Origin of the sequence: Methanosaeta sp. UBA356, assembly GCF_002496465.1 — an archaeon.
Classification (GTDB): domain Archaea; phylum Halobacteriota; class Methanosarcinia; order Methanotrichales; family Methanotrichaceae; genus Methanothrix; species Methanothrix soehngenii.
Window position 1 is genome coordinate 45,799 of the sequence record NZ_DAKC01000110.1, and the last position, 18,142, is coordinate 63,940.

The window sequence follows — 18,142 nt, forward strand, 5'->3', positions numbered from 1 at the left end:
ATTTTTAGGGCTTTAAGAGCCATCCTTTCCCATTGGATCCCCTTTTTTGAGTCGAAAGGCATTGATTCTCTACTCTGGTTGCAGATAGGGATAAAAGGAAATGGTGAGGCAAGGACAATGAAGCGCATCATCGGACTCTCTTGGCCACATCGCCCACCACCACAAATGTGGGCTCATGATACTCCAATCTGCTCAAGACAGAGCCCCTTTTATTCTGGAGCTTCTGCACCTCTTCCAGATGCCTGAATGAGACATTGAAAAGGCCCGCCTCTTCGAAGACATTGCAGATCCTCTCCGGTTTGGATTGGCTGAAGAGTGGGAGCTCCTTTTTTATCGATTGGTAGTGGTCTAGGAATTTGGATTTAAGAGATGGGGCCTTCCTCGAGCAGATTTTAGCAGCAGCACTGGATATGCCCCTGCGGATCTGGGCATTTAGAGAGGGATCAAACCAGGCCCCGTCGATGGCCAGGATGCGGCCCCCGTCCTTCAGAACCCGAGACCATTCTCTCACCGCCGCCAGGGGATGGGGAAGGGTCCAGAGCAGGTGCCTGTTCACCAGGAGGTCGAAGCTCTCACTATCGAAAGAAAGCTGCTCGCCATCTGCATGGCGAAAGTCCACCTGCAAGCCCATCGATTGGGCGTTCTGCCTCGCTTTTTCTATCATCCCGGAGGAGATGTCGACACCGGTCACATCAAGCCCCATCTCCGCCAGTATCAAGGCCATAAATCCGGGACCGGTCCCCACATCCAGGACTCTCTTGTATCTCCCCCCCTGGAGGAATGGCTCTAACTCCATCTTCCAGACGGCCTTCTCCTCCTCTTCAAATCCATGACTGCCGTTGGTATAGCTCCGGCTTCTCCAATCCCAGTATTGCGAAATGCTCTCCTTTGCATCCATAATCGTCTCTTAACCTCCTTTACCCCGATCGGAAACCATCTCAATCACTGACTAGCAGGTCTGATGCCATTAGATGACACTTTATAATATTAAATAGCTCAGTTTTATTGATAGATCATACATACATCTATGCTATTGGGATTCGGTTAATAAATCCTTTGCCCAATTCACATTAGGTCTGAAAATGATAAGTTGGCTAATGAGATTGAAAGATATTATGAAAAATTAGCTTTTTTATTAATAATTGCATTTTGGATCAGAAGCTCCCCCTGCAGGGCTAGTCGATGAATCCCTGCGCTTCGAAGAGGAGGTTTCCTTTATCATCCACCTCTCGGAAGACTGCCCAGGTGGCTTTATCCCTGGAGACAGGATTGAGTTCGTCGTCGAAGTACCTTATCTCTGAGCGGACTGATCTGCTTGATCCGATATTTTCATTACTTTTTAGCATGATATAATATTATACCTTACTAGTATAAGATATTTTCTAAAGTAATGATAGATTTGGTAGAATTATAGAGGAGTGTGGTTGCTATTTGCATGCTGATGGATTTGCTCAGATTTTGAATTTTCAGAGAATTATCAGAAAATGTACTTTTCAACAACATCAAGAACAATTAATAATACATTTATATCTAATGGAGCCATTAAGTATCACAAACACAGGATGGATATTATGGAAGCAAAAAAGCATTCGATCTCAAATCTATCGCTCATCTTTTGCCTATTGCTATCGGGATTGCCCATGGTTCAGGGCGAGGAGCGATCGGACAACTACGCCATAGAGAAGCTTGTCATTGGCACCACCAATCAGGTGGAGGATATCAACGTAAATGTTCGTCTACCGCCGGGGCTCATGATCTGCGCCAGCGTGCTTGGATTTGTAATGATATCGATGGAGCCGGAGAGATCTCAAAAGGCGTTGGAGCTGTAGATGAGATCGAAGACGTTGCTCGAGGATGTTGCTCGAATACCCTGAAAATGTTGAACGAGGTTAGGAGATCAACATGCCTTATCATCAATCGCCTCCTGCAGTTGGTGCAAGCTTATCGGCTTAGAGATAAAGCCATCTCCTCCCTCGCTGATGCATTCATCTCTGCGGCTGGTGCAGCCAGTGACAAAGATGATCCTGGGGCCCTCTGGCCAGCGTTTCCGGATGATTCTAGCCGCCTGCAATCCATCCATCTCTGGCATCTGAATGTCCATGAGCACCAGATTGTAGGGGCGGCTTTCCATGGCAATCAAAGCTTCGAGGCCATTGTCTACTGTATCGGCATTATACCCCAGCGTCTTTAGCATCCGCAAGGCGACCAGCTGATTTGCCGGGTCATCCTCGGCAATGAGAATGCTTAAAGCTCTATTGGGGTGCTTTTCAAAGGCCAAATCAGATCCTTTTTCAAATGTCATCCCACTCACCATTTTCCCAAGAAAGCAATTCTCTCTATGGTTGGAGAATTAATAGTAATTTGTATTATTAAGTAATAAGCATTTCGATTGTAGTAATATCAAAGCTTTTGTCGTCTTGTACTCCAATAAAATCCAGAAAAAAGAAAAATGAGCCTGCCGGCCTAGAGCACGATCTGCTTATTGTGGTTTAGAACCTCTGCCATCGTGTCTGCACCCTCAACCGATCCAGGGAAGTTGGTGAAGATCACTCGCTCTGCATCGATTCCCTTATCCTTCAAGGACTCTTCAATTCCCTTGGCCAGCTCCCCGGACTGCATATTCTCTATGATATATTTCACATTCTGGTATTTCTCAGGATTGGCATTGATGTCGTCCACCACTCTGGCCGCGGTCTTGGTTCCATTCAGAGCGAACTCGGGCGCAAAGAAGTTGACCACATTCATGCCCAGCCAGTTTTGCACGGGATCTTTTTGCCAGAGCATGACTATGACCTGCGTCTGGTTTAGCTGCTTCTTCTCCGACTCTGTAGGCTCGATGGCGTCAAAGCTTTTTGCATAATCATTGTAGCGCTGCTCGTAGTAGGTTTTGTTGGCCGGGTCTTTATTTGCGAGCCACCCTTCTACCTCGGCAGCCAGCAGCTTGGAGTTGGTCGGGGTGTTCCATCCGCGGGAAGGGTTGGATATCGTCATCCATTCAGCTGTCCCATAGTTATTGGCCGTCATGAAATCGTTGATTGCCGGCATGTTATACCTTTGGTCGTTGCTGTCGTTGTACGCCATAAACATGTTAGCATCTTTGATGAAATCCATGTTGAGCTGAATGCGATTTGGAATGATGTCTGTTTGCAGGTGAGGGCACAGGGTAGGGTCAGCGATGGAAATGGCCTCCACCCTATCTCCGCCGATATAGGTTGCCGGATCCATCAATACACTGGTGGTGCAGACGATCTTGAGAGTTGACGGTGCCGTTTCTGCACCAGCAGGAACGATCAAAAAGATCGCCAGCATCAGTATGGCTAAGTTGGATGATTGAATTCTCATAATTGGAATTAGTAATACTAAATATTTAAGTTTTACTACTATTGACTTGATTATCTTTGTAAGTTCGTATTAAATATAACGAATCAAGAGACATTATCTATTTTAGCCAAAAACGACCTCACTACATCATTGGCCATCTTCCGGGCGATCTCTGCCGGGATTCCCATGGCCAGGCAGTTTTCGGGCAGCCAACCCCTGGCGGAAGGATCGTTGGACCGATGGATATCTGAGACAGAGAAGCATTTTCCGCCATGCCCGCAGGATAGGTAACCAGGGTAGCGCAAGCCGGGCCCCAGGGAACCGATATTAAATTAAAAACGTTATGGCTGCCGAAATGAGCCAGTGCACATAAATCCCTGATCTGCTCGCCGCTGGCAAAACATACTATGCATTTTACGCCAGGGTCCTCCTGGAAATCATCGCAGCGCCTCATCACCACATACCTGCCCAGGGTTTTGATCTCACCTACTGCCTTGTAGGTCTCGCATGCGATATTTTCGTTCTCTTTCAGATGCTTTCCATCCTGTTTTGCAGGCAAGGCAATCGCTGAACGAAGAGGACCGGACAGCATTTTCCGGTACCTGATCCGAGCCGTACACGCATACCGGACTGGTCTTCATATTCACGGCATTTGCCAGGAGGGATCCTATTTGCCTGATTGACAATCTTTCCTTGACTATTACCACCGCCGAGAGCTTTAATCATCAATGTATTTTGGTATTTATCCTTCTCTTAAAAGACAGCATTACGGATATTGCAAATACGCCTGTGAGCAGCAGGGCCACCAGAGGAGCGACGGGCAGCGTAAACTCAAAACCCGCCCAGACGCCAAAGGCGCTCACCAAGAGAGCTACCAGCGGCGCAACTATGAACATGCTCTTTACATTAAAGCAGAACTGGCCAGCTATGGATGCAGGCGTCACCAGCAATACGAATATCAAGAGGCCGCCCACAATGTTGAGGCTGAGCGCCACGGATAGGGCAATAATGAATAATAGTACGTAATATATGAGCTTAACCCGGACCCCGGCTGACTCGGCTATCTTCATGTTGAACATGATGGCCGAGATCTCTTTGTAGAACGCTAAAACGAATAGGATGGAAAGGCAGCAGATGGCAGCCAGGGCATAAATCTCCTCCCGGTATAAAGATATGACATCCCCAAATAGAAGGCTGCTCGCGGAGAGCCCTTTGCCCATATATTCCATGTAAGAGATCAAGAAGATGGCCACAGCCATGGACAGGGAGAATAGGACGCCTAATGTGGCATCAGCCGCCATCTTGGCCTTCTCGCTAACCGGACCGATGAGAGCTGCCACCCCCATGCTGAAGGCGATGGCCATCACCTGAGCATTCGCTCCCAGGAACATGCCCAGAGCCGCACCGGCAAAGGCAGCATGGGACATGGTAAAGCCAATTGAGGAGAGGCTCATCCTGGAGATGATCACCCCCAGGATGCTGCAGGCGACGGAGGCAAAGATCATCGCCTCCAGGGCATGGCAGACCACATTGTTCTCTATCAGCCACTCGAGCATCTTTCCTTGACCTCGCACTCCTTTCTGATTATCTCCTCCACCTCCCCCGCCTGGCAGCTCAGGTCGCCGGTGATCCTGCCCCGGTTCATGACAACTAGATGAATGGGAATGTCGGGGAGTCCATCGAATGCATGAGCCACCATGAGGATGGGGACCCCCTGCTGCACCATCCCCTTGAACACATCCTGCAGGAACTCTCTGGCCCGAAAATCGAGATTGCTGAATGGCTCATCCAGCATGAAGAGATCCGGCTCCTTGGCGATGTTATGGGCGATCATCACCTTCTGCTGCTGGCCGCCGCTGAGGGTGCCTATGGTTTTGTGTGCCAGGTCCTCGATACCTACTGTTTTTATCGCCCTCTGCACGGCATCATAGTCGGACTCCTTCGGGCGGCTCAACAGTCCCTGACGGCCAAAGCGTCCCATCATCACCACCTCCTGGGCGGTGAAAGGGGTGAATGGATCGAAATAGAAGTTCTGAATGACATAGCCCACCCTCCTTCTCACCTCAAAGCCACGTCGGCGAACATCCAGGCCGCAGACACAGGCCCTACCATGGGTGATCTTGACCAGGCCGTTGATCGACTCCAGCAGGGTGGTCTTTCCCGCGCTGTTCGGGCCGCCGATGACCACATACTCCCCCCGATCAACCTCCAGGGAAAGATCCTTGATAACCGGCTCTGAGCCGCCCTCATATGCGGTGTAGATGCTCTCAAGAACTATAGCTCTCAAAAGACGCTCACCCATGGTCCCAATCCGGACGCAGATCCGCAGTGAAGAGATCAGTATCGGCCATGCGGTACATCTTCTCAGCCAGCTGCTCGATGAGCAGGTCATGCTCTTTTCCGCTCTCTGAGGTAAAGGCAATCGGCCTGGGAATGATGACCAGCTCCCTCTCCCCGGCAGCGAAATGACAGCGGATCTCGTTGCTGGGGACGATCCGGATGTTTCGCTTGCCCAGGGTGCAGCCACTGCCGATCTGCACTCCGTCGGCGAGGCAGGATTGAGGAGGCTTATCCTGGCAGAAGACCTCTGCCTTCATCTGGAAGGGATCGGAGCAGAGGTTCTTGCGGGCATATCTGCCGATCATATAGCCCAGGACGATGTAAGGCCCGAGATGGCCATGAAATGCCGCCAAGTCCTCGATGGTATACTCTTTATCCATGCCAGTGTATCTGCATTTGCCCTCTTGGTGGTCCATAATCAGACTGCCTCCACATGATATGCCTTTATTCTGAATTTAAGTGCTACATATTAAATGTTTGTACGCAAATGTTGTTACTAAATCTCTGTCATCCACTTCTGGATCTGCCCCATTTCTTCTTGTATTCGTTCCTCTCGATGAGGTTTATCAATTCCTCTTCGATAAAGGCAATCCTGACGAGGCTGCACGCGGATTAGAGAAATAGAAATAGCAGAAATAATATCATAATATTAGCCACTTCGATTAACGAGTATTCCATAGCGGTAATCCTAAGCCCTAACGATCCCTGGAAATAAGAGATATTAGTGGGGACGCCAATTCTGAAGCATCCTATGCCCAGGTGCAAAAACCTGGCTATAAACAGCAGTAGAAGACAGCTGACGATGGAAAGAGAGCCCTCACGAAGCAATGTGCCTGAAGCCACCAGTGCAGCGCTCTGGCTGACCAGGCTGGCCATGAGAACTATCAGGCTGGATGATGAGAATCCAAGGGGCTCGACCAAGCTGTTGTATCTCTCCACAATGGGCAGTACCAGCACATATTCAATGGCCAATTGGGCTAGAAAGATGGTGGGGACCAGCACCTTGATGATGTTGATGGACGAGGATAGGCACTCCTTAAGACCGGTTTTTAGTATCGCCACCCATCCATACCATTGTTCTGGATCTTCTTCGCACTCCAATGTCAGCGCCTTGGCTGAGAGCAATCGTCTCGCGGCAAGGATGCCGATGCCAGCCACAAAGAAGTTGGCGAGTAGATCCAGGCATACGTAAAGGCCGCCGGTTTGAGGGCCCAGAACGGAGAGGGCCACTGGCAGCGAGAAGATGAGCATGCTATTCAATCCCTTGGGAATAAATCCCACTAAAACGGCCACAATCAGTTCACAATCGGTGATCTGCCTCTTCCTGTCATGGTCAGATAGCGAAAATAGGGTGAGCGGCGAATGACATTGGCCAGGAAAAATCCAATCACGATCGGTGGGATCATGACCTGAGATATCTCCACAGTGGCTATGAGAGCGGTATAAAGGGTCATATCGATATATAATATAGTGATATATTTATATTATTATCCTGCGATCTCGTGTGCCTCCACTAAGATTGTGCCTCCACTAAGATTGCGCCTCCACCAGCCGGGCATATCTCCCTTTCCGGGCGATGAGATCCTCATGCCTTCCCTGCTCTACTACCCGTCCCCCATTTATGACGAAGATCCAGTCAGCATCCACCACAGTGCTCAGCCGATGAGCGATCATGATGGTGGTGCGACCCTCTCTCCTTTCCATCAGAGCCTCTTTGATTGCCCTCTCGTTCTCTGCATCCAAGCTGGAGGTGGCCTCATCCAGGACAAGTATGGGCGCTCCCTTAAGAAGAGCTCTGGCGATGGCGATCCTCTGTCGCTCTCCGCCGCTGAGACGAACTCCCCTCTCTCCCACCAGGGTATCATACCCCTGGGGCAGGGTGATTATAAAATCATGAATGCGGGCCCTGCTAGCGACCTCTTCCACCTCGGCATCGCTAGCTTCTGGCCGGCCTAACCGGATGTTCTCTCTGATGCTATCGCTGAAGAGGAAGACATCCTGAGAAACCACAGAAAACAAACGGCGTAGCTGCATCATGGGATAGCGGCGCAGATCACTTCCACCGAGCAATATCCTTCCCGCTTCCGGATCCCAAAAACGGAGCATCAGATTGATCACTGTGCTCTTTCCTGCTCCGCTCGTCCCCACCAGTGCCACTGTTGAGCCTGCGGGAATCTCCAGGCTGATGGAGCTTAAGATTAAAGGCTCATCCGGAGCATAGCGGAAGCTGACATCCTGCAGAGAAATGGATGGCTCTATGGATTCGATCGGAACTGCCGGATCCAGACCGGACTCGTCCCTTACCGCTGGCTGCTCATCCAATAGAAGAAAGAGTCTGCGAGCAGCAGCGCGGGTCAAAGAGAGCTGCTTGGAGATCTCGACCACTGAGGTTATGGAGAGAAAGACGCTTGAGGCCAGGATCATGGTGATGGGAAGAAAGCCTGGCGCAAGGGAATTCTGCCTGACCAGGATGCTGGCACATAGGAGCACGGCAAGAATCCCTGCAGAGACGATGCTGATCTTCGCTGCGCTTTGCAGCCCGATGTTTCTTGCCTGCCTGGCCTGCAATGCCAGCAGTGCGGCAGAATTTTCAGATAGCTCCTCTATTCTTTGTCTGCTGTAGCCGAAAGACAGGATCGCCTTCATTCCCTGAATAGTATCCAGCTCCTGGGAGTTGAGAAGTGCCTGCTGCCCCCTCAACCTCTCCCCTAGAGTTGTGCCCAGCCAGAAAGCCAGCCTGGGCATGAGGATCAGCAGGATGAGAAAAATGAGCAATGCCTCTGCCAAAAGCAGGTTGATGGTTGCCAGAGCGGTGAGAGCGATGATGGGGACGATAAAAGCCACTACCGCTGGTCCTGCTGTATGGGCGAAGAAGAGCTCCAGCAATTCTATGTCTGATACTGCTGTGCTGACCAGATCGCCCGTGCGCCTTCTGGCAAGCTTTGCCGGAGCGAGGGGCTCTATGGCCCAGAAGAACTCGTCCCTCAAGTCGACCAGGATGCGGAATGCCGCCACATGAGATAGATAAGGGCCTAAATAGCCAAAGGTCCCTCTGGCCAGGCCGAGGATGATCATGGCGGCAGCATAGGGATAAAGCTCCTCGATGGCCGTGCCGGCCACCGCCCGGGCGAAGAGAGCTGCACCAAGAACGGCAACGCCGATTCCCGAGACCTGTCTTAAGATCTCGGATATGACGGCCAGGCTCATCAGTCCCAGATGAGGGCGAATAGGATAGATCAGCCGGCGCCAAACCGATCTGGAATCGAGAAAGCCTCTTATCATGGCCCTCCTCCCGCCACAGCGGCGAGATGGCTGCCAACTTTCATGGGGAGAGCATTCTCGTCATCCCTGCATTCTGGCATATCCAGGGACTGAGCCGCCACCAGGTGGGCATAGATGCCTCCTTTAGCCAGCAGCTCCTCATGGCCGCCGGACTCGGCGATTCTCCCCATTTCCATGACTAAAATGCAGTCCGCCTTTCTGACTGTGCTCAGCCGGTGGGCGATGATCATAACAGTGCGCTGGGCCTGCAGACGGCCGAGGGCCTTCTGGATGTCCTCTTCGTTCTCGGCATCGATGCTGGAGGTCGGCTCATCCAGGAGGAGAATCGGTGCCCCCTTGAGAAGGGCGCGGGCAATGGCGATTCTCTGCCGTTCTCCTCCGGAGAGAAGCACTCCCCTCTCGCCTATGATCGTCTGGTAGCCTTCAGGCAGCGCAGCAATGAACTCATGAGCATTAGCTGCTTTTGCTGCCCAGACGAGCTCCTCATGGCTGGCCTTGGGCTTTCCCAAGCGCAGGTTATTCTCCACGGTATCATAGAACAGGTAGGACTCCTGAGCAACCAGAGCCATTTGGCTGCGCAGGAAATTGAGGGGCAAGCTGCGAATATCATGGCCCCCCAGGAGCACTCTGCCCTCTTGGGGATCGTGGAAGCGGAAGAGAAGATCGATGACTGTGCTCTTGCCAGTTCCTGTCGCCCCAACCAAAGCCACAGTGCTGCCTGGCTTCACCTCAAATGAGATGTTATGCAAAACCGGCCTATCGCCGTGATAAGCGAAGTGAACCCCCTCAAACCTGATCTCCGGCTCAATAGCAGAAGGTGCTGTATCTTGGCCATCCCGGACCTCAGGCATCTGATCTAATAGCTCGAATATGGCGTTCGCGGTTCTTTTTCCCAGCAGGCTGTAGTGATGATATAAAAGCAGATGGCTGACGTGCTCGTAGAAGAGCGAGCCCAGCAAAAGGACCATGACCAGTTTGTCCATCGATAGGCTACCCTGGCTGAGGCGGAATGATGAGACGATCATGGTCAGGGAGTAGCCCAGAACTGGGACCACCTCGGAGACGAAACTGGCTCCGAAATAGAGCTGCAGGCTCTGCACCAATGCCTTCTCCAGGTTCCTGGATCTTCCATGAAGCTCTTGCCCCCGGCGTTCTGCCTGGCTGAAGAGCTTGAGGGTGGTCAGTCCCTGTAGGCTCTCGGCAAAGTAAGCGGATAGCTCCCGGTACGTCTCCCATGCCCTTCTCCCCACCTTCCACTCCTCCAGATTGGTGAATATCAGCAGGGAAAGGGGGACCAGGGGGACAAAAGCCATAAGCATCAGGGCGGAGATCAGGTCTACATAGATGGCAAAGCCCAAAAAGAGCAGAACGGGCATAACCAGACAGAGGGCCATATAAGGAACATAAAGCCCCACATAGGCCTCAAGCGCCTCCACTCCATCCAAGACCGTGGTGGCCAGGGCGCTTGTGTTGCGCATCTCGACGAAAGAGGGACCCAGATCGAGAAGATGCTGATTGATCCTCTTTCGGACGCTGCTCTTGACCATGGCGGCGGAACGCTGGGCGGTGATATCTCTGGAGGCCTCGGCAGTGGCTCGCAGGCCTATGGCCGCCAGCATGCCTGAGAACAGATCCAGCATGGAGAGGAGAGCGCGACCATCATATATTCCCACGATGATCCTTCCCGCCAGGAAGAGGAGGGCGATGTTAGCAATAGATCCCATTAGCCCAGACAAGAAGGTGAGGGCGATCCAGCGCCTTGCACCAGGGGCGAACTTCAGAATCCGTTTGTCGATTAAGCCTTCCATGTTCTCCTTCTTTTGCCGCAGCCCTTCTCCTGCGCCGTAAAATTAAATCCTGTCGTGTTACACTCGTTAATAAATCTGTCGTAGGAGATATTATAAATTCATATTATTATCTTGCTTTGGAGGGTAAATGAAAATAAATTGGCTTCTGCTCGCTAGAGTTGGTAAGAGGGTATTCGTTTCCCATGGATTTTATCCATTCAGACGCTGATCGAATACCCCCATATTCTCCATCCGCCTGCGTTGGATGGCTCACGACATACGCTTTAAATAGCACTTTGTGCAGAAAAGTTAATATTATATCATCACTTCATCGATTCCTGTGTAGGTGGTATATTTTGAAAGAAAAGAGGAATTTCGCCCTCCGAGATGCTTCGGGCAATGAGGTTGGCATCTATACGGGAATGGCACCCAGGCAAGCAGCCCTCAAAGTGGCGAGCAGAGGAGTCAAGGATATAAGGCTGAGGGAAAGGGGCACAAAAAAGGTCCATATCTATCAGGGCAACAGAAGAAAGGTCAAGAAGCCAAAGAACGCTCCTGCCTGGATGCCCGATAAGATCTGGAAGCCGACGGTAAAGAAGATTGGGATAGAGAAGCTGGAGAAGATCTGAACTCATCGTTACTCTGTCGGGGGCAGCGGCCAGCACATCTCCCGTGTTGGCCTTTTTATCTGCCTGAGTTCTCATCCTGTGCAGTAACAATTTTCTTATTTTGATTATGATTAAATTCTAATACAGGTTTGATTGATATGCCTACATGCGACAGCTATCTTCTCCTGCTTGCCGGATGGATCACTTCGGCTGCAGGATGGAGGGCGGGGCAGAGGAAAGATGGTGATGATACCCTTAAAAGCACTAATGCTGGCCTTTGCATTGTTGATGCTCTCTGCATCGGGCAATGGCTATGTACTGCATATATTCGGCAATGCCAATCTCGACGATGATATCAATGACCAGGATTTAGCATATCTGGAGAGGATAATAGAGGGAACCGAAGAGCCGACATGGCTCTCTGATGCGGACAATAATGGAGAGATCGACGAATCAGACATCTCACTAGTGCAGAGCATCATCAACGGAACCCCTAGCGAGATCACAATTGTTGATTCAGACAATAAGACAGTGACTGTAAAGCAGCCCCTGGAGAGGCTGGTCGTCTATACCCATCAGTGTGCTGAGATCCTCCAGCTCCTGGGAGCGGAGGAGAAGGTGGTAGGGGTCAGGGACACATTCGCTGAGCAGCCCAACAGGTTCCCGCGGTTGAGCAAGTACCAGAGCATAGGCAGTGGTGGAGAGCCCGATGTGGAGGCGGTCTTAAAGACCAATCCCGATGCCATCCTCGCTTATACCTGGTACCCATCTGAAGAGTCGCTGGACGATAAGCTTCCCCCAGAGGTTGAGGTCCTGCGATTCGATTGTGAGTGCAGCGGCCAGGGCCCCGACGACATGAGAGAGAGGGTCCGGTTGCTGGGAATCCTGATGGGTGCAAGGGATAGGGCAGAGGAGTATCTGCAGTGGCACGACGCCATCCTCGACCAGGTGGAGGATGAGGTCCGGAAGATCCCCCAGAATGAACGGGTGCGGGTATACCTGGAGAGCACGCCCGAGGGCGACCGGCCCATGAGTTCCCGAACGGCTATTGGCACCGGCCATGCAGCCCACAAGCTGGTGGAGATGGCAGGAGGTGTTAACATCGCTGCCGGCCGCCTTCCTGGATATGAGGATACAGCCTTCGAGTATGGCGAGATAGAGACGGAGTGGGTCCTCTCTCAGAATCCGGAGGTCATCGTAGGCCGGGCCATGGGCCCAGGGATCAGGCCTTATGAAAATGTCAATGACAGCCTCCTTGAAAGCTACGCCCAGGATATCAGGAGCCTGCCGGGATTCGATGAGGTCCGGGCCGTGAAGAACGATGGGATATACATCATAACCAATGACTATGCAATAACGCCCAACTACCCCTCTGCCGTCCTCCTTCTGGCCAGATGGTTCTATCCGGATCGATTCGCAGATATCGACCCCCAGGCGGCTCACCAGGAGTATGTGAATATGATGGGCTTGGACTACGATGTCCGAGAGAAGGGTGCGTTCTTCTTCTCTGAAGAGCAAGCAGAGGATCTATGACATTTTTCAGCTGAGATTGATGAATTCGACAGCTACCATGAGAAAGGAGATGCTATAATTGAGAGAAGATAAAATCGTTGTATTGGCGCTGGTTCTCCTCGCCAATATCATTCCCCTGTCATTGGGGTCAAGCTATGTGCTCCATGTTTTTGGCAATGCCAATATGGACGGCAAAATCGACCAGGAGGATTTAGCCACCCTCAGAGAGATCATCAGCAATAATATGAGTCCCACAGGCCTGGCCGATGCCAACCTCGATGGCGAGGTTGATTTGCGGGATATAGCCCAGGTGGAGATGATCATCAATGGAACGGAGAAGGAGCTGAGCCTTCTGGACGGGAACGATTTGCCCATCACCATCAATAAGCCAGTGGAGAGAATCGTGGTCGAATACCTGGACAATGCCGATCTGATGCAGATTCTCAAGAAGACGGATAAGGTAGTGGGGGTGGACCTGGCAGTGGCCAAATCCCCGGCGGAGTTTCCAGAGATGTCCAACCGGACGTGCGTGGGAGCCATGCACAAGGAACCGGACTATGAGAAGGTATTGAGTCTTGATCCCGATCTGCTCTTGGTATTCTCCAATGTCACCCAGGAGAAGGATAAGAACCTGCCTGGAGTGCCAGTGCTCTTTGCCGGCCTGTACTATCCCGACCTGCTCAAACCTGAGACATCTGCTTTCACCGATGCAGTGCGCAAGCTGGGCTATGTTCTTGACGCGCAACAGGATGCAGAAGAGTATATCCAATGGCATATGAATTCGCTCAATAGACTGGTTGAGAGCACAGGAAGTATTCCTGATAGCGAGAGGCCGACGGTCCTGGTGGCCGCCTATCCCGAAGCTGATGAGAAGACCATCTTCACCTTTGCCCAGATAGACACCCTTACCAGCATGGTGGATCTGGCCGGCGGGAGAACGGTGGCGGCCGATCTGCCTGATTTTATGAAGTCCACCTATAGAATCGAGGTGGACCCGGAGTGGGTCTTGCAAGATGATCCGGATTATATCGTTTTGCTGGTTGTTGCCACCACTTACAGCGGATTGGTGTTGGATCCGCCCAGCGGCTATGATGCCGATGATCCCACTGGAATGAAGGAGGCTCTGGAGGCCTTTATGAGCCGTCCGGAATATGCCAACCTCAAAGCGGTGCAGAACGGCGATGTCTACATATTGAGCGGCAACCTCAGAAACGATGCCAGCAAAGGCCTTATTGGCGCAGCCTACCTGGCGCGGATATTCCATCCAGATGAGGCGGAGATGGATCCCGAGGAGCTGCATCAGGAGTACTTGCAGAGGTTCCTGGGGCTGGACTACGATTTGGATGAGCACGGAGTATTCATCTATCCGCCCCTGATCAAGGGCTCCGGAGAGCTGGAGGGGGTGCCGGATGGTTATTATGCTGCTGTATCCTATGAAGGGGCTGCCAAAGCCTGAGAAGAAAGAGTCGACAGGGCACAAGCCCTGTCCAAATTTTTATCAATGCGGGCCAATTTTAGTAACATTTTTCTTTTGATAGTTATGATTAAATAGTAAAATATGCTGATAAGTATCATTGTGATAGAAAAAGGCTGCTTTTGATCGACCGATATGGTCTGCTCTGGCATGATCGAGCGGCCTGACATAAGGAGACTGGAAATGAAGAGATGCTTAATAGCAGTGATTATGCTCTGCGGCCTTTTGGCGCAGGCATCGGCGGGAGACTATATCCTTCATATCTATGGCAACGCCAATATGGACGGGACCATAGATATGAAGGACATAGAATATCTCCAGGAGATAATAGCAGGATCGGTTAATGCTTCTCCCCTGGCAGATGCCAATTTCGACGGTAAGGTTGATGAAAATGACATATCCCAGGTGGAGATGATCATCAATGATTCTCAAGAGAATATCACCATACTTGACGGAAATGGAAAGCCGGTGACGGTAAGGCTGCCCGTGGAAAGGGCCATCGTCGAGCACCTGGACAATTCAGAGATGATGATGATCTTGAAACGGACGGATAAGGTGGCGGGTGTGGATCTGGCCATGTCCAAATCAGAGAAGGAGTTTCCCGATCTGGTCAAAAAGACAAGCGTATCCGGCTTCTCTCCAGCCACAGATCCCGACTACGAGCAGGCTTTGAGTTTGAGCCCCGACCTCCTCCTCACCTTCTCCAACAAGACCGCAGAGAAGGAAGAGAAGATGCCAGAAGTGCCTGTTGTCTTTGCCGGACTATACTATCCTAACCTGATCAATCCAGAGAATTCCTCCTTTACCGATGCCGTGCATAAGCTGGGGTATATCATGCAGGCGAGAGAGCAAGCAGAGGAGTACATCGATTGGCATATCAGCAAGATCGATGAGATCAAGTCATACACCGCGAATCTTGCCGAGGAAAAGAGGCCTAGAGTGCTCATAGCCACCCTGCCAAAAGAGGGAGATAATTCGATATTCACCTATGCAAAGATCGATACCTTAAGCCAGATGGTTACTTTGGCCGGAGGCAGAAGCATCGCCGAAGATCTGCCCGCCTACCTGGAATCAAGCTACAGAATCGAGGTGGACCCCGAATGGGTCATTGAGAGCGATCCCGATTATATGATATTCATCACTATCATTCTTACTCCGCCAATAGGATACGACTCTGATGACATCTCAGGCATTTCTCAAGCACTTTTGTCTTTCAAGAGCCGCCCGGAGTATGCCAATCTCACAGCGGTCAAGAACAACCAGGTCTACATCATCAATGGTAACCTGAGAAACGATGCCAGCAAAGGCCTTATAGGGGCTGCCTATCTGGCGCGGATCTTTCATTCCTATAATGTCGATCTGGATCCCGAGGATCTGCATCAAGAGTACTTGCAGAGGTTCCTAGGGCTGGACTACGATTTGGATGAGCACGGAGTATTCATCTATCCACCCCTGATTAATGCCCCTGGAGAGCGGGAGGGGGTGCCGGATAGCTTCTATGCAAATGATTCTGAGGCAAGAGCTCAATGAGGCTCTAGACAATCCTGCGCCATTGTGCTCAAATTTTTTATAATTTTGAAAAACCCGGGGACCGGTCAAGGGAATTTCAGGCTTGATCGATGGCTGATTTGCACTTGCATGCCATTGCTGAATCTTCACCTCCAAAGCCCGTCTCTGAGCTATATTGCTACTATTAGCAAAAGTTTTATTAACTAGTAATATCTCTATAGAGAATACAGCGACAGAAAGCTGGTTGACCTCCTTTACCGTCGTCCGCCTGTCGTCGGTCTCCGGCCTCTGCCAGGGCCGGACTCCTCTTCTGAAAACAGCGGAGTTCATAGCGATTGAGGCTAATATGCCATGACCTTGCTTATGATCACAGACATAAGAAAAAGCATCTATGATAGCGGATCGGATATAGTCACTGCGGTATTTATGAATGGAGAGGTCCGTGGTGGCGACAAAATCAGGTCCCCGAATGAGAATACTCTTTTAGCACTGGAGAGCGCCACTGCACAAAAGGATATCCCCGCAATTGGGGTGCATTGCGGTGACCAGTACATCCGCCTGCGGGCCAATCCCGGCCACGGTCTGGCTGTCGGAGAAAGGATAAGCCTGGAGAGCATATAGAGCAAAGCTTAAAGCCTAATTCCAAACTCCGGCAGCCTCTCTCGCGCTGCTTCGCGGGCTTGCTGGTGCTCGTCAAGGAACCTCTTTATCCTCTCGGCCACATCCTTCTTGCAATTGCCGCACATCCTCCTGCCGCTGCGGCATTCAGCGTCAAGCTCCAAAAGCTCCTTGTCATCCTCAGATAGATGGAAGAGGAGGAACTCATATATGGAGCACTTCTCCGGCTCTCCTCCCAGCTTCTTCTGCTCTGCCAGGCTCTGCCTGCCGCCAGTGATGGCCCGCATGATCTTCCCTGCCGCCTCTTTGGGATCCTCAGTCAGAGCGATGTAGCTCTCCGGCTTGGAGGAAGACATCTTCCCCCCAGTAAGGCCGGTCATGAAGCGGTGGTAGATGGAGGCAGGGGGTATGAAGCCATACTCTCCGTGCTCCGTCTCCAGCCTTATGATCAACTCCTCTATCTCCTGCTGGACCTCATCGATCCTCTGGCCCTCTATCAGCTGGAGGTCTGTAATGTCAATATGCTCCTCATACCTCTTGACCTGCCCCAGCCCCGTCCCCCGCAGAGCCGATTCAGCCGCCTGCATCAATTCCCGGTTGGCGGCCTTGCCCCGGACGCTGATGTAGTCTCCTCTCCTTTCGACCAGAAACCTCCTCATTCGGTAGGCTAGGTCGCGGGTGAGCTTGATATGGGGATCCTGATCTGCACCCACCGGTATCACCACCGGCTTTGGCCCGCCGTACTCCTTGAGCTGTGGGTGGAGGATATCGGCGCTCTGGGCCATCACGCTCTCCATATGAGAGATGCAGGTCTCTCCGCTGAATCCATAGATGGCGCTGACCTCGGAGAAGTTGGCCTCTATCCCCAGCTCAAAGGCCAGGTTTCTGACGTGGTAGTTCTTGGACTGAAAATAGATGTGGCTGTTCTCTTTGGGCTGAAATCCCAGGGCGATGAGGCTGAGGATGTACTCCTCGATGCCAAACTGTCTGCACCTCTCCCAGCTTATCCCCCGTACCGCATGGGCCTCCATATCGGCCACTGCAGCGAAGGCATCCCCGCCCTGTTGCTGGTGCCAGATGATCTCATTCATGACCATCATGTGGCCGAAGTGAGCCCTGCCGGTAGGCATAAAGCCGCTCATGACGGCGAAAGGCCGGCCGCTTTTCATGGCCGCCAGCACAGCATCGTAGTTTCTGTGGCCGAATATTATCTTGCGCCTCATGTAGCGATGAGGATCTACCAGCTCGGGAAGGATATCATCGAAGCTCGATATCCCAAACTCCTCGAAGAGCTTGGTGTAATCTTCCACATGAACTGCACCCCAGGGATCAAGCCTCGTTTCCATGGCCGAAAGAGGAGGGAGCGCCTATATATCTATCTTCTCATCATCCCTCCGTGTTCCTCTGCACCGGCGATCAAAGGACGAAGTGCTGGAGATGAAATCTGGTGCGACCCCAGCACAGTTTATTCGATTTGACCCTTGCCGCAATATTCCGCGCTGCGATTGTGTCAGCCGGACCAGAGAAGCCGCAGCAGACACACGAAAATTCGTCCCTTGTAGGACGGTTGGATCGAGATATAAGATGACAGATAGGGCATTCCTGGGAAGTATAAGCAGGATCAATGCAGATCACTGGCACACCAGCTATGGCAGCCTTGTAGTCGATATATTGCCTGAGTTGATAGAAGC

20 protein-coding genes are annotated in these 18,142 nt (G+C 51.6%); 6 read left to right on the plus strand and 14 right to left on the minus strand.

The window, feature by feature from the left end; translation table 11 throughout:
- Positions 1–127 precede the first annotated feature (127 nt).
- Both BP727_RS10570 and BP727_RS10575 read right to left on the minus strand, forming a co-directional pair.
- Entirely contained in the window at positions 128–898 is a 771-nt protein-coding gene (locus BP727_RS10570; protein ID WP_273278293.1) for a class I SAM-dependent methyltransferase, read from the minus strand.
- A 277-nt stretch (positions 899–1,175) separates the two neighbouring features.
- Positions 1,176–1,346 carry a hypothetical protein gene (locus tag BP727_RS10575; RefSeq protein ID WP_157863758.1) on the minus strand — a complete coding sequence of 57 codons (171 nt, stop codon included), beginning with the start codon at positions 1,344–1,346 and terminating at the stop codon, positions 1,176–1,178.
- 225 nt (positions 1,347–1,571) lie between these two features.
- Here BP727_RS10575 and BP727_RS10580 point away from each other — a divergent pair, with 225 nt between their 5' ends.
- Positions 1,572–1,829 carry a hypothetical protein gene (locus tag BP727_RS10580; RefSeq protein ID WP_048132248.1) on the plus strand — a complete coding sequence of 86 codons (258 nt, stop codon included), beginning with the start codon at positions 1,572–1,574 and terminating at the stop codon, positions 1,827–1,829.
- A 68-nt stretch (positions 1,830–1,897) separates the two neighbouring features.
- On the opposite strand, the gene BP727_RS10585 is transcribed toward BP727_RS10580, so the two are convergent.
- The 10 genes from BP727_RS10585 to BP727_RS10630 all read right to left on the minus strand — a co-directional run bounded on the left by BP727_RS10585 (position 1,898) and on the right by BP727_RS10630 (position 10,751).
- Positions 1,898–2,302 (minus strand): response regulator, encoded by a 405-nt coding sequence (locus BP727_RS10585; protein ID WP_273278292.1) that lies wholly within the window; start codon positions 2,300–2,302, stop codon positions 1,898–1,900.
- A 161-nt stretch (positions 2,303–2,463) separates the two neighbouring features.
- Entirely contained in the window at positions 2,464–3,342 is an 879-nt protein-coding gene (locus BP727_RS10590; RefSeq protein WP_013719704.1) for a metal ABC transporter substrate-binding protein, read from the minus strand.
- A gap of 121 nt (positions 3,343–3,463) precedes the next feature.
- Positions 3,464–3,913, minus strand: a complete 450-nt coding sequence (locus BP727_RS10595; RefSeq protein WP_273278290.1) for a DUF169 domain-containing protein — start codon at positions 3,911–3,913, stop codon at positions 3,464–3,466.
- A 133-nt stretch (positions 3,914–4,046) separates the two neighbouring features.
- Positions 4,047–4,877 carry a metal ABC transporter permease gene (locus tag BP727_RS10600; RefSeq protein ID WP_273278289.1) on the minus strand — a complete coding sequence of 277 codons (831 nt, stop codon included), beginning with the start codon at positions 4,875–4,877 and terminating at the stop codon, positions 4,047–4,049.
- Positions 4,862–5,623 carry a metal ABC transporter ATP-binding protein gene (locus tag BP727_RS10605; protein ID WP_048132246.1) on the minus strand — a complete coding sequence of 254 codons (762 nt, stop codon included), beginning with the start codon at positions 5,621–5,623 and terminating at the stop codon, positions 4,862–4,864. The genes BP727_RS10600 and BP727_RS10605 overlap by 16 nt, the downstream gene beginning before the upstream one ends.
- Positions 5,616–6,077, minus strand: coding sequence for a formylmethanofuran dehydrogenase subunit E family protein (locus BP727_RS10610; RefSeq protein WP_013719700.1), 462 nt, complete (start codon positions 6,075–6,077; stop codon positions 5,616–5,618). The genes BP727_RS10605 and BP727_RS10610 overlap by 8 nt, the downstream gene beginning before the upstream one ends.
- Before the next feature lie 196 nt (positions 6,078–6,273).
- Positions 6,274–6,921 (minus strand): hypothetical protein, encoded by a 648-nt coding sequence (locus BP727_RS10615; RefSeq protein WP_286858749.1) that lies wholly within the window; start codon positions 6,919–6,921, stop codon positions 6,274–6,276.
- Between the two features lie 35 nt (positions 6,922–6,956).
- Entirely contained in the window at positions 6,957–7,115 is a 159-nt protein-coding gene (locus BP727_RS10620; protein ID WP_157863756.1) for a hypothetical protein, read from the minus strand.
- 76 nt (positions 7,116–7,191) lie between these two features.
- Positions 7,192–8,943 carry a thiol reductant ABC exporter subunit CydC gene (gene cydC / locus BP727_RS10625; protein ID WP_273278288.1) on the minus strand — a complete coding sequence of 584 codons (1,752 nt, stop codon included), beginning with the start codon at positions 8,941–8,943 and terminating at the stop codon, positions 7,192–7,194.
- Positions 8,940–10,751, minus strand: a complete 1,812-nt coding sequence (locus BP727_RS10630; protein ID WP_286858751.1) for an ABC transporter ATP-binding protein/permease — start codon at positions 10,749–10,751, stop codon at positions 8,940–8,942. The genes cydC and BP727_RS10630 overlap by 4 nt, the downstream gene beginning before the upstream one ends.
- A gap of 335 nt (positions 10,752–11,086) precedes the next feature.
- Between BP727_RS10630 and BP727_RS10635 the strand changes: the two genes are divergently transcribed.
- The 5 genes from BP727_RS10635 to BP727_RS10655 all read left to right on the plus strand — a co-directional run bounded on the left by BP727_RS10635 (position 11,087) and on the right by BP727_RS10655 (position 16,454).
- Positions 11,087–11,359, plus strand: a complete 273-nt coding sequence (locus tag BP727_RS10635) for a non-histone chromosomal MC1 family protein (RefSeq protein WP_013719696.1) — start codon at positions 11,087–11,089, stop codon at positions 11,357–11,359.
- 225 nt (positions 11,360–11,584) lie between these two features.
- Entirely contained in the window at positions 11,585–12,871 is a 1,287-nt protein-coding gene (locus tag BP727_RS10640; RefSeq protein WP_286858752.1) for an ABC transporter substrate-binding protein, read from the plus strand.
- A gap of 58 nt (positions 12,872–12,929) precedes the next feature.
- Positions 12,930–14,306, plus strand: coding sequence for an ABC transporter substrate-binding protein (locus BP727_RS10645; protein ID WP_286858753.1), 1,377 nt, complete (start codon positions 12,930–12,932; stop codon positions 14,304–14,306).
- A gap of 201 nt (positions 14,307–14,507) precedes the next feature.
- The gene (locus tag BP727_RS10650) at positions 14,508–15,854 is read left to right on the plus strand and encodes an ABC transporter substrate-binding protein (protein WP_286858754.1); all 1,347 of its coding nucleotides are present in this window, start codon (positions 14,508–14,510) and stop codon (positions 15,852–15,854) included.
- 330 nt (positions 15,855–16,184) lie between these two features.
- Positions 16,185–16,454 (plus strand): hypothetical protein, encoded by a 270-nt coding sequence (locus tag BP727_RS10655; RefSeq protein WP_273278284.1) that lies wholly within the window; start codon positions 16,185–16,187, stop codon positions 16,452–16,454.
- Between the two features lie 8 nt (positions 16,455–16,462).
- Here BP727_RS10655 and BP727_RS10660 read toward each other — a convergent pair whose 3' ends face one another.
- The gene (locus BP727_RS10660) at positions 16,463–17,797 is read right to left on the minus strand and encodes a tryptophan--tRNA ligase (RefSeq protein WP_273278283.1); all 1,335 of its coding nucleotides are present in this window, start codon (positions 17,795–17,797) and stop codon (positions 16,463–16,465) included.
- A 70-nt stretch (positions 17,798–17,867) separates the two neighbouring features.
- Positions 17,868–18,142, minus strand: a 275-nt coding sequence (locus tag BP727_RS10665; RefSeq protein WP_286858757.1) for a transposase, incomplete at its 5' end; no start/stop codon positions are given.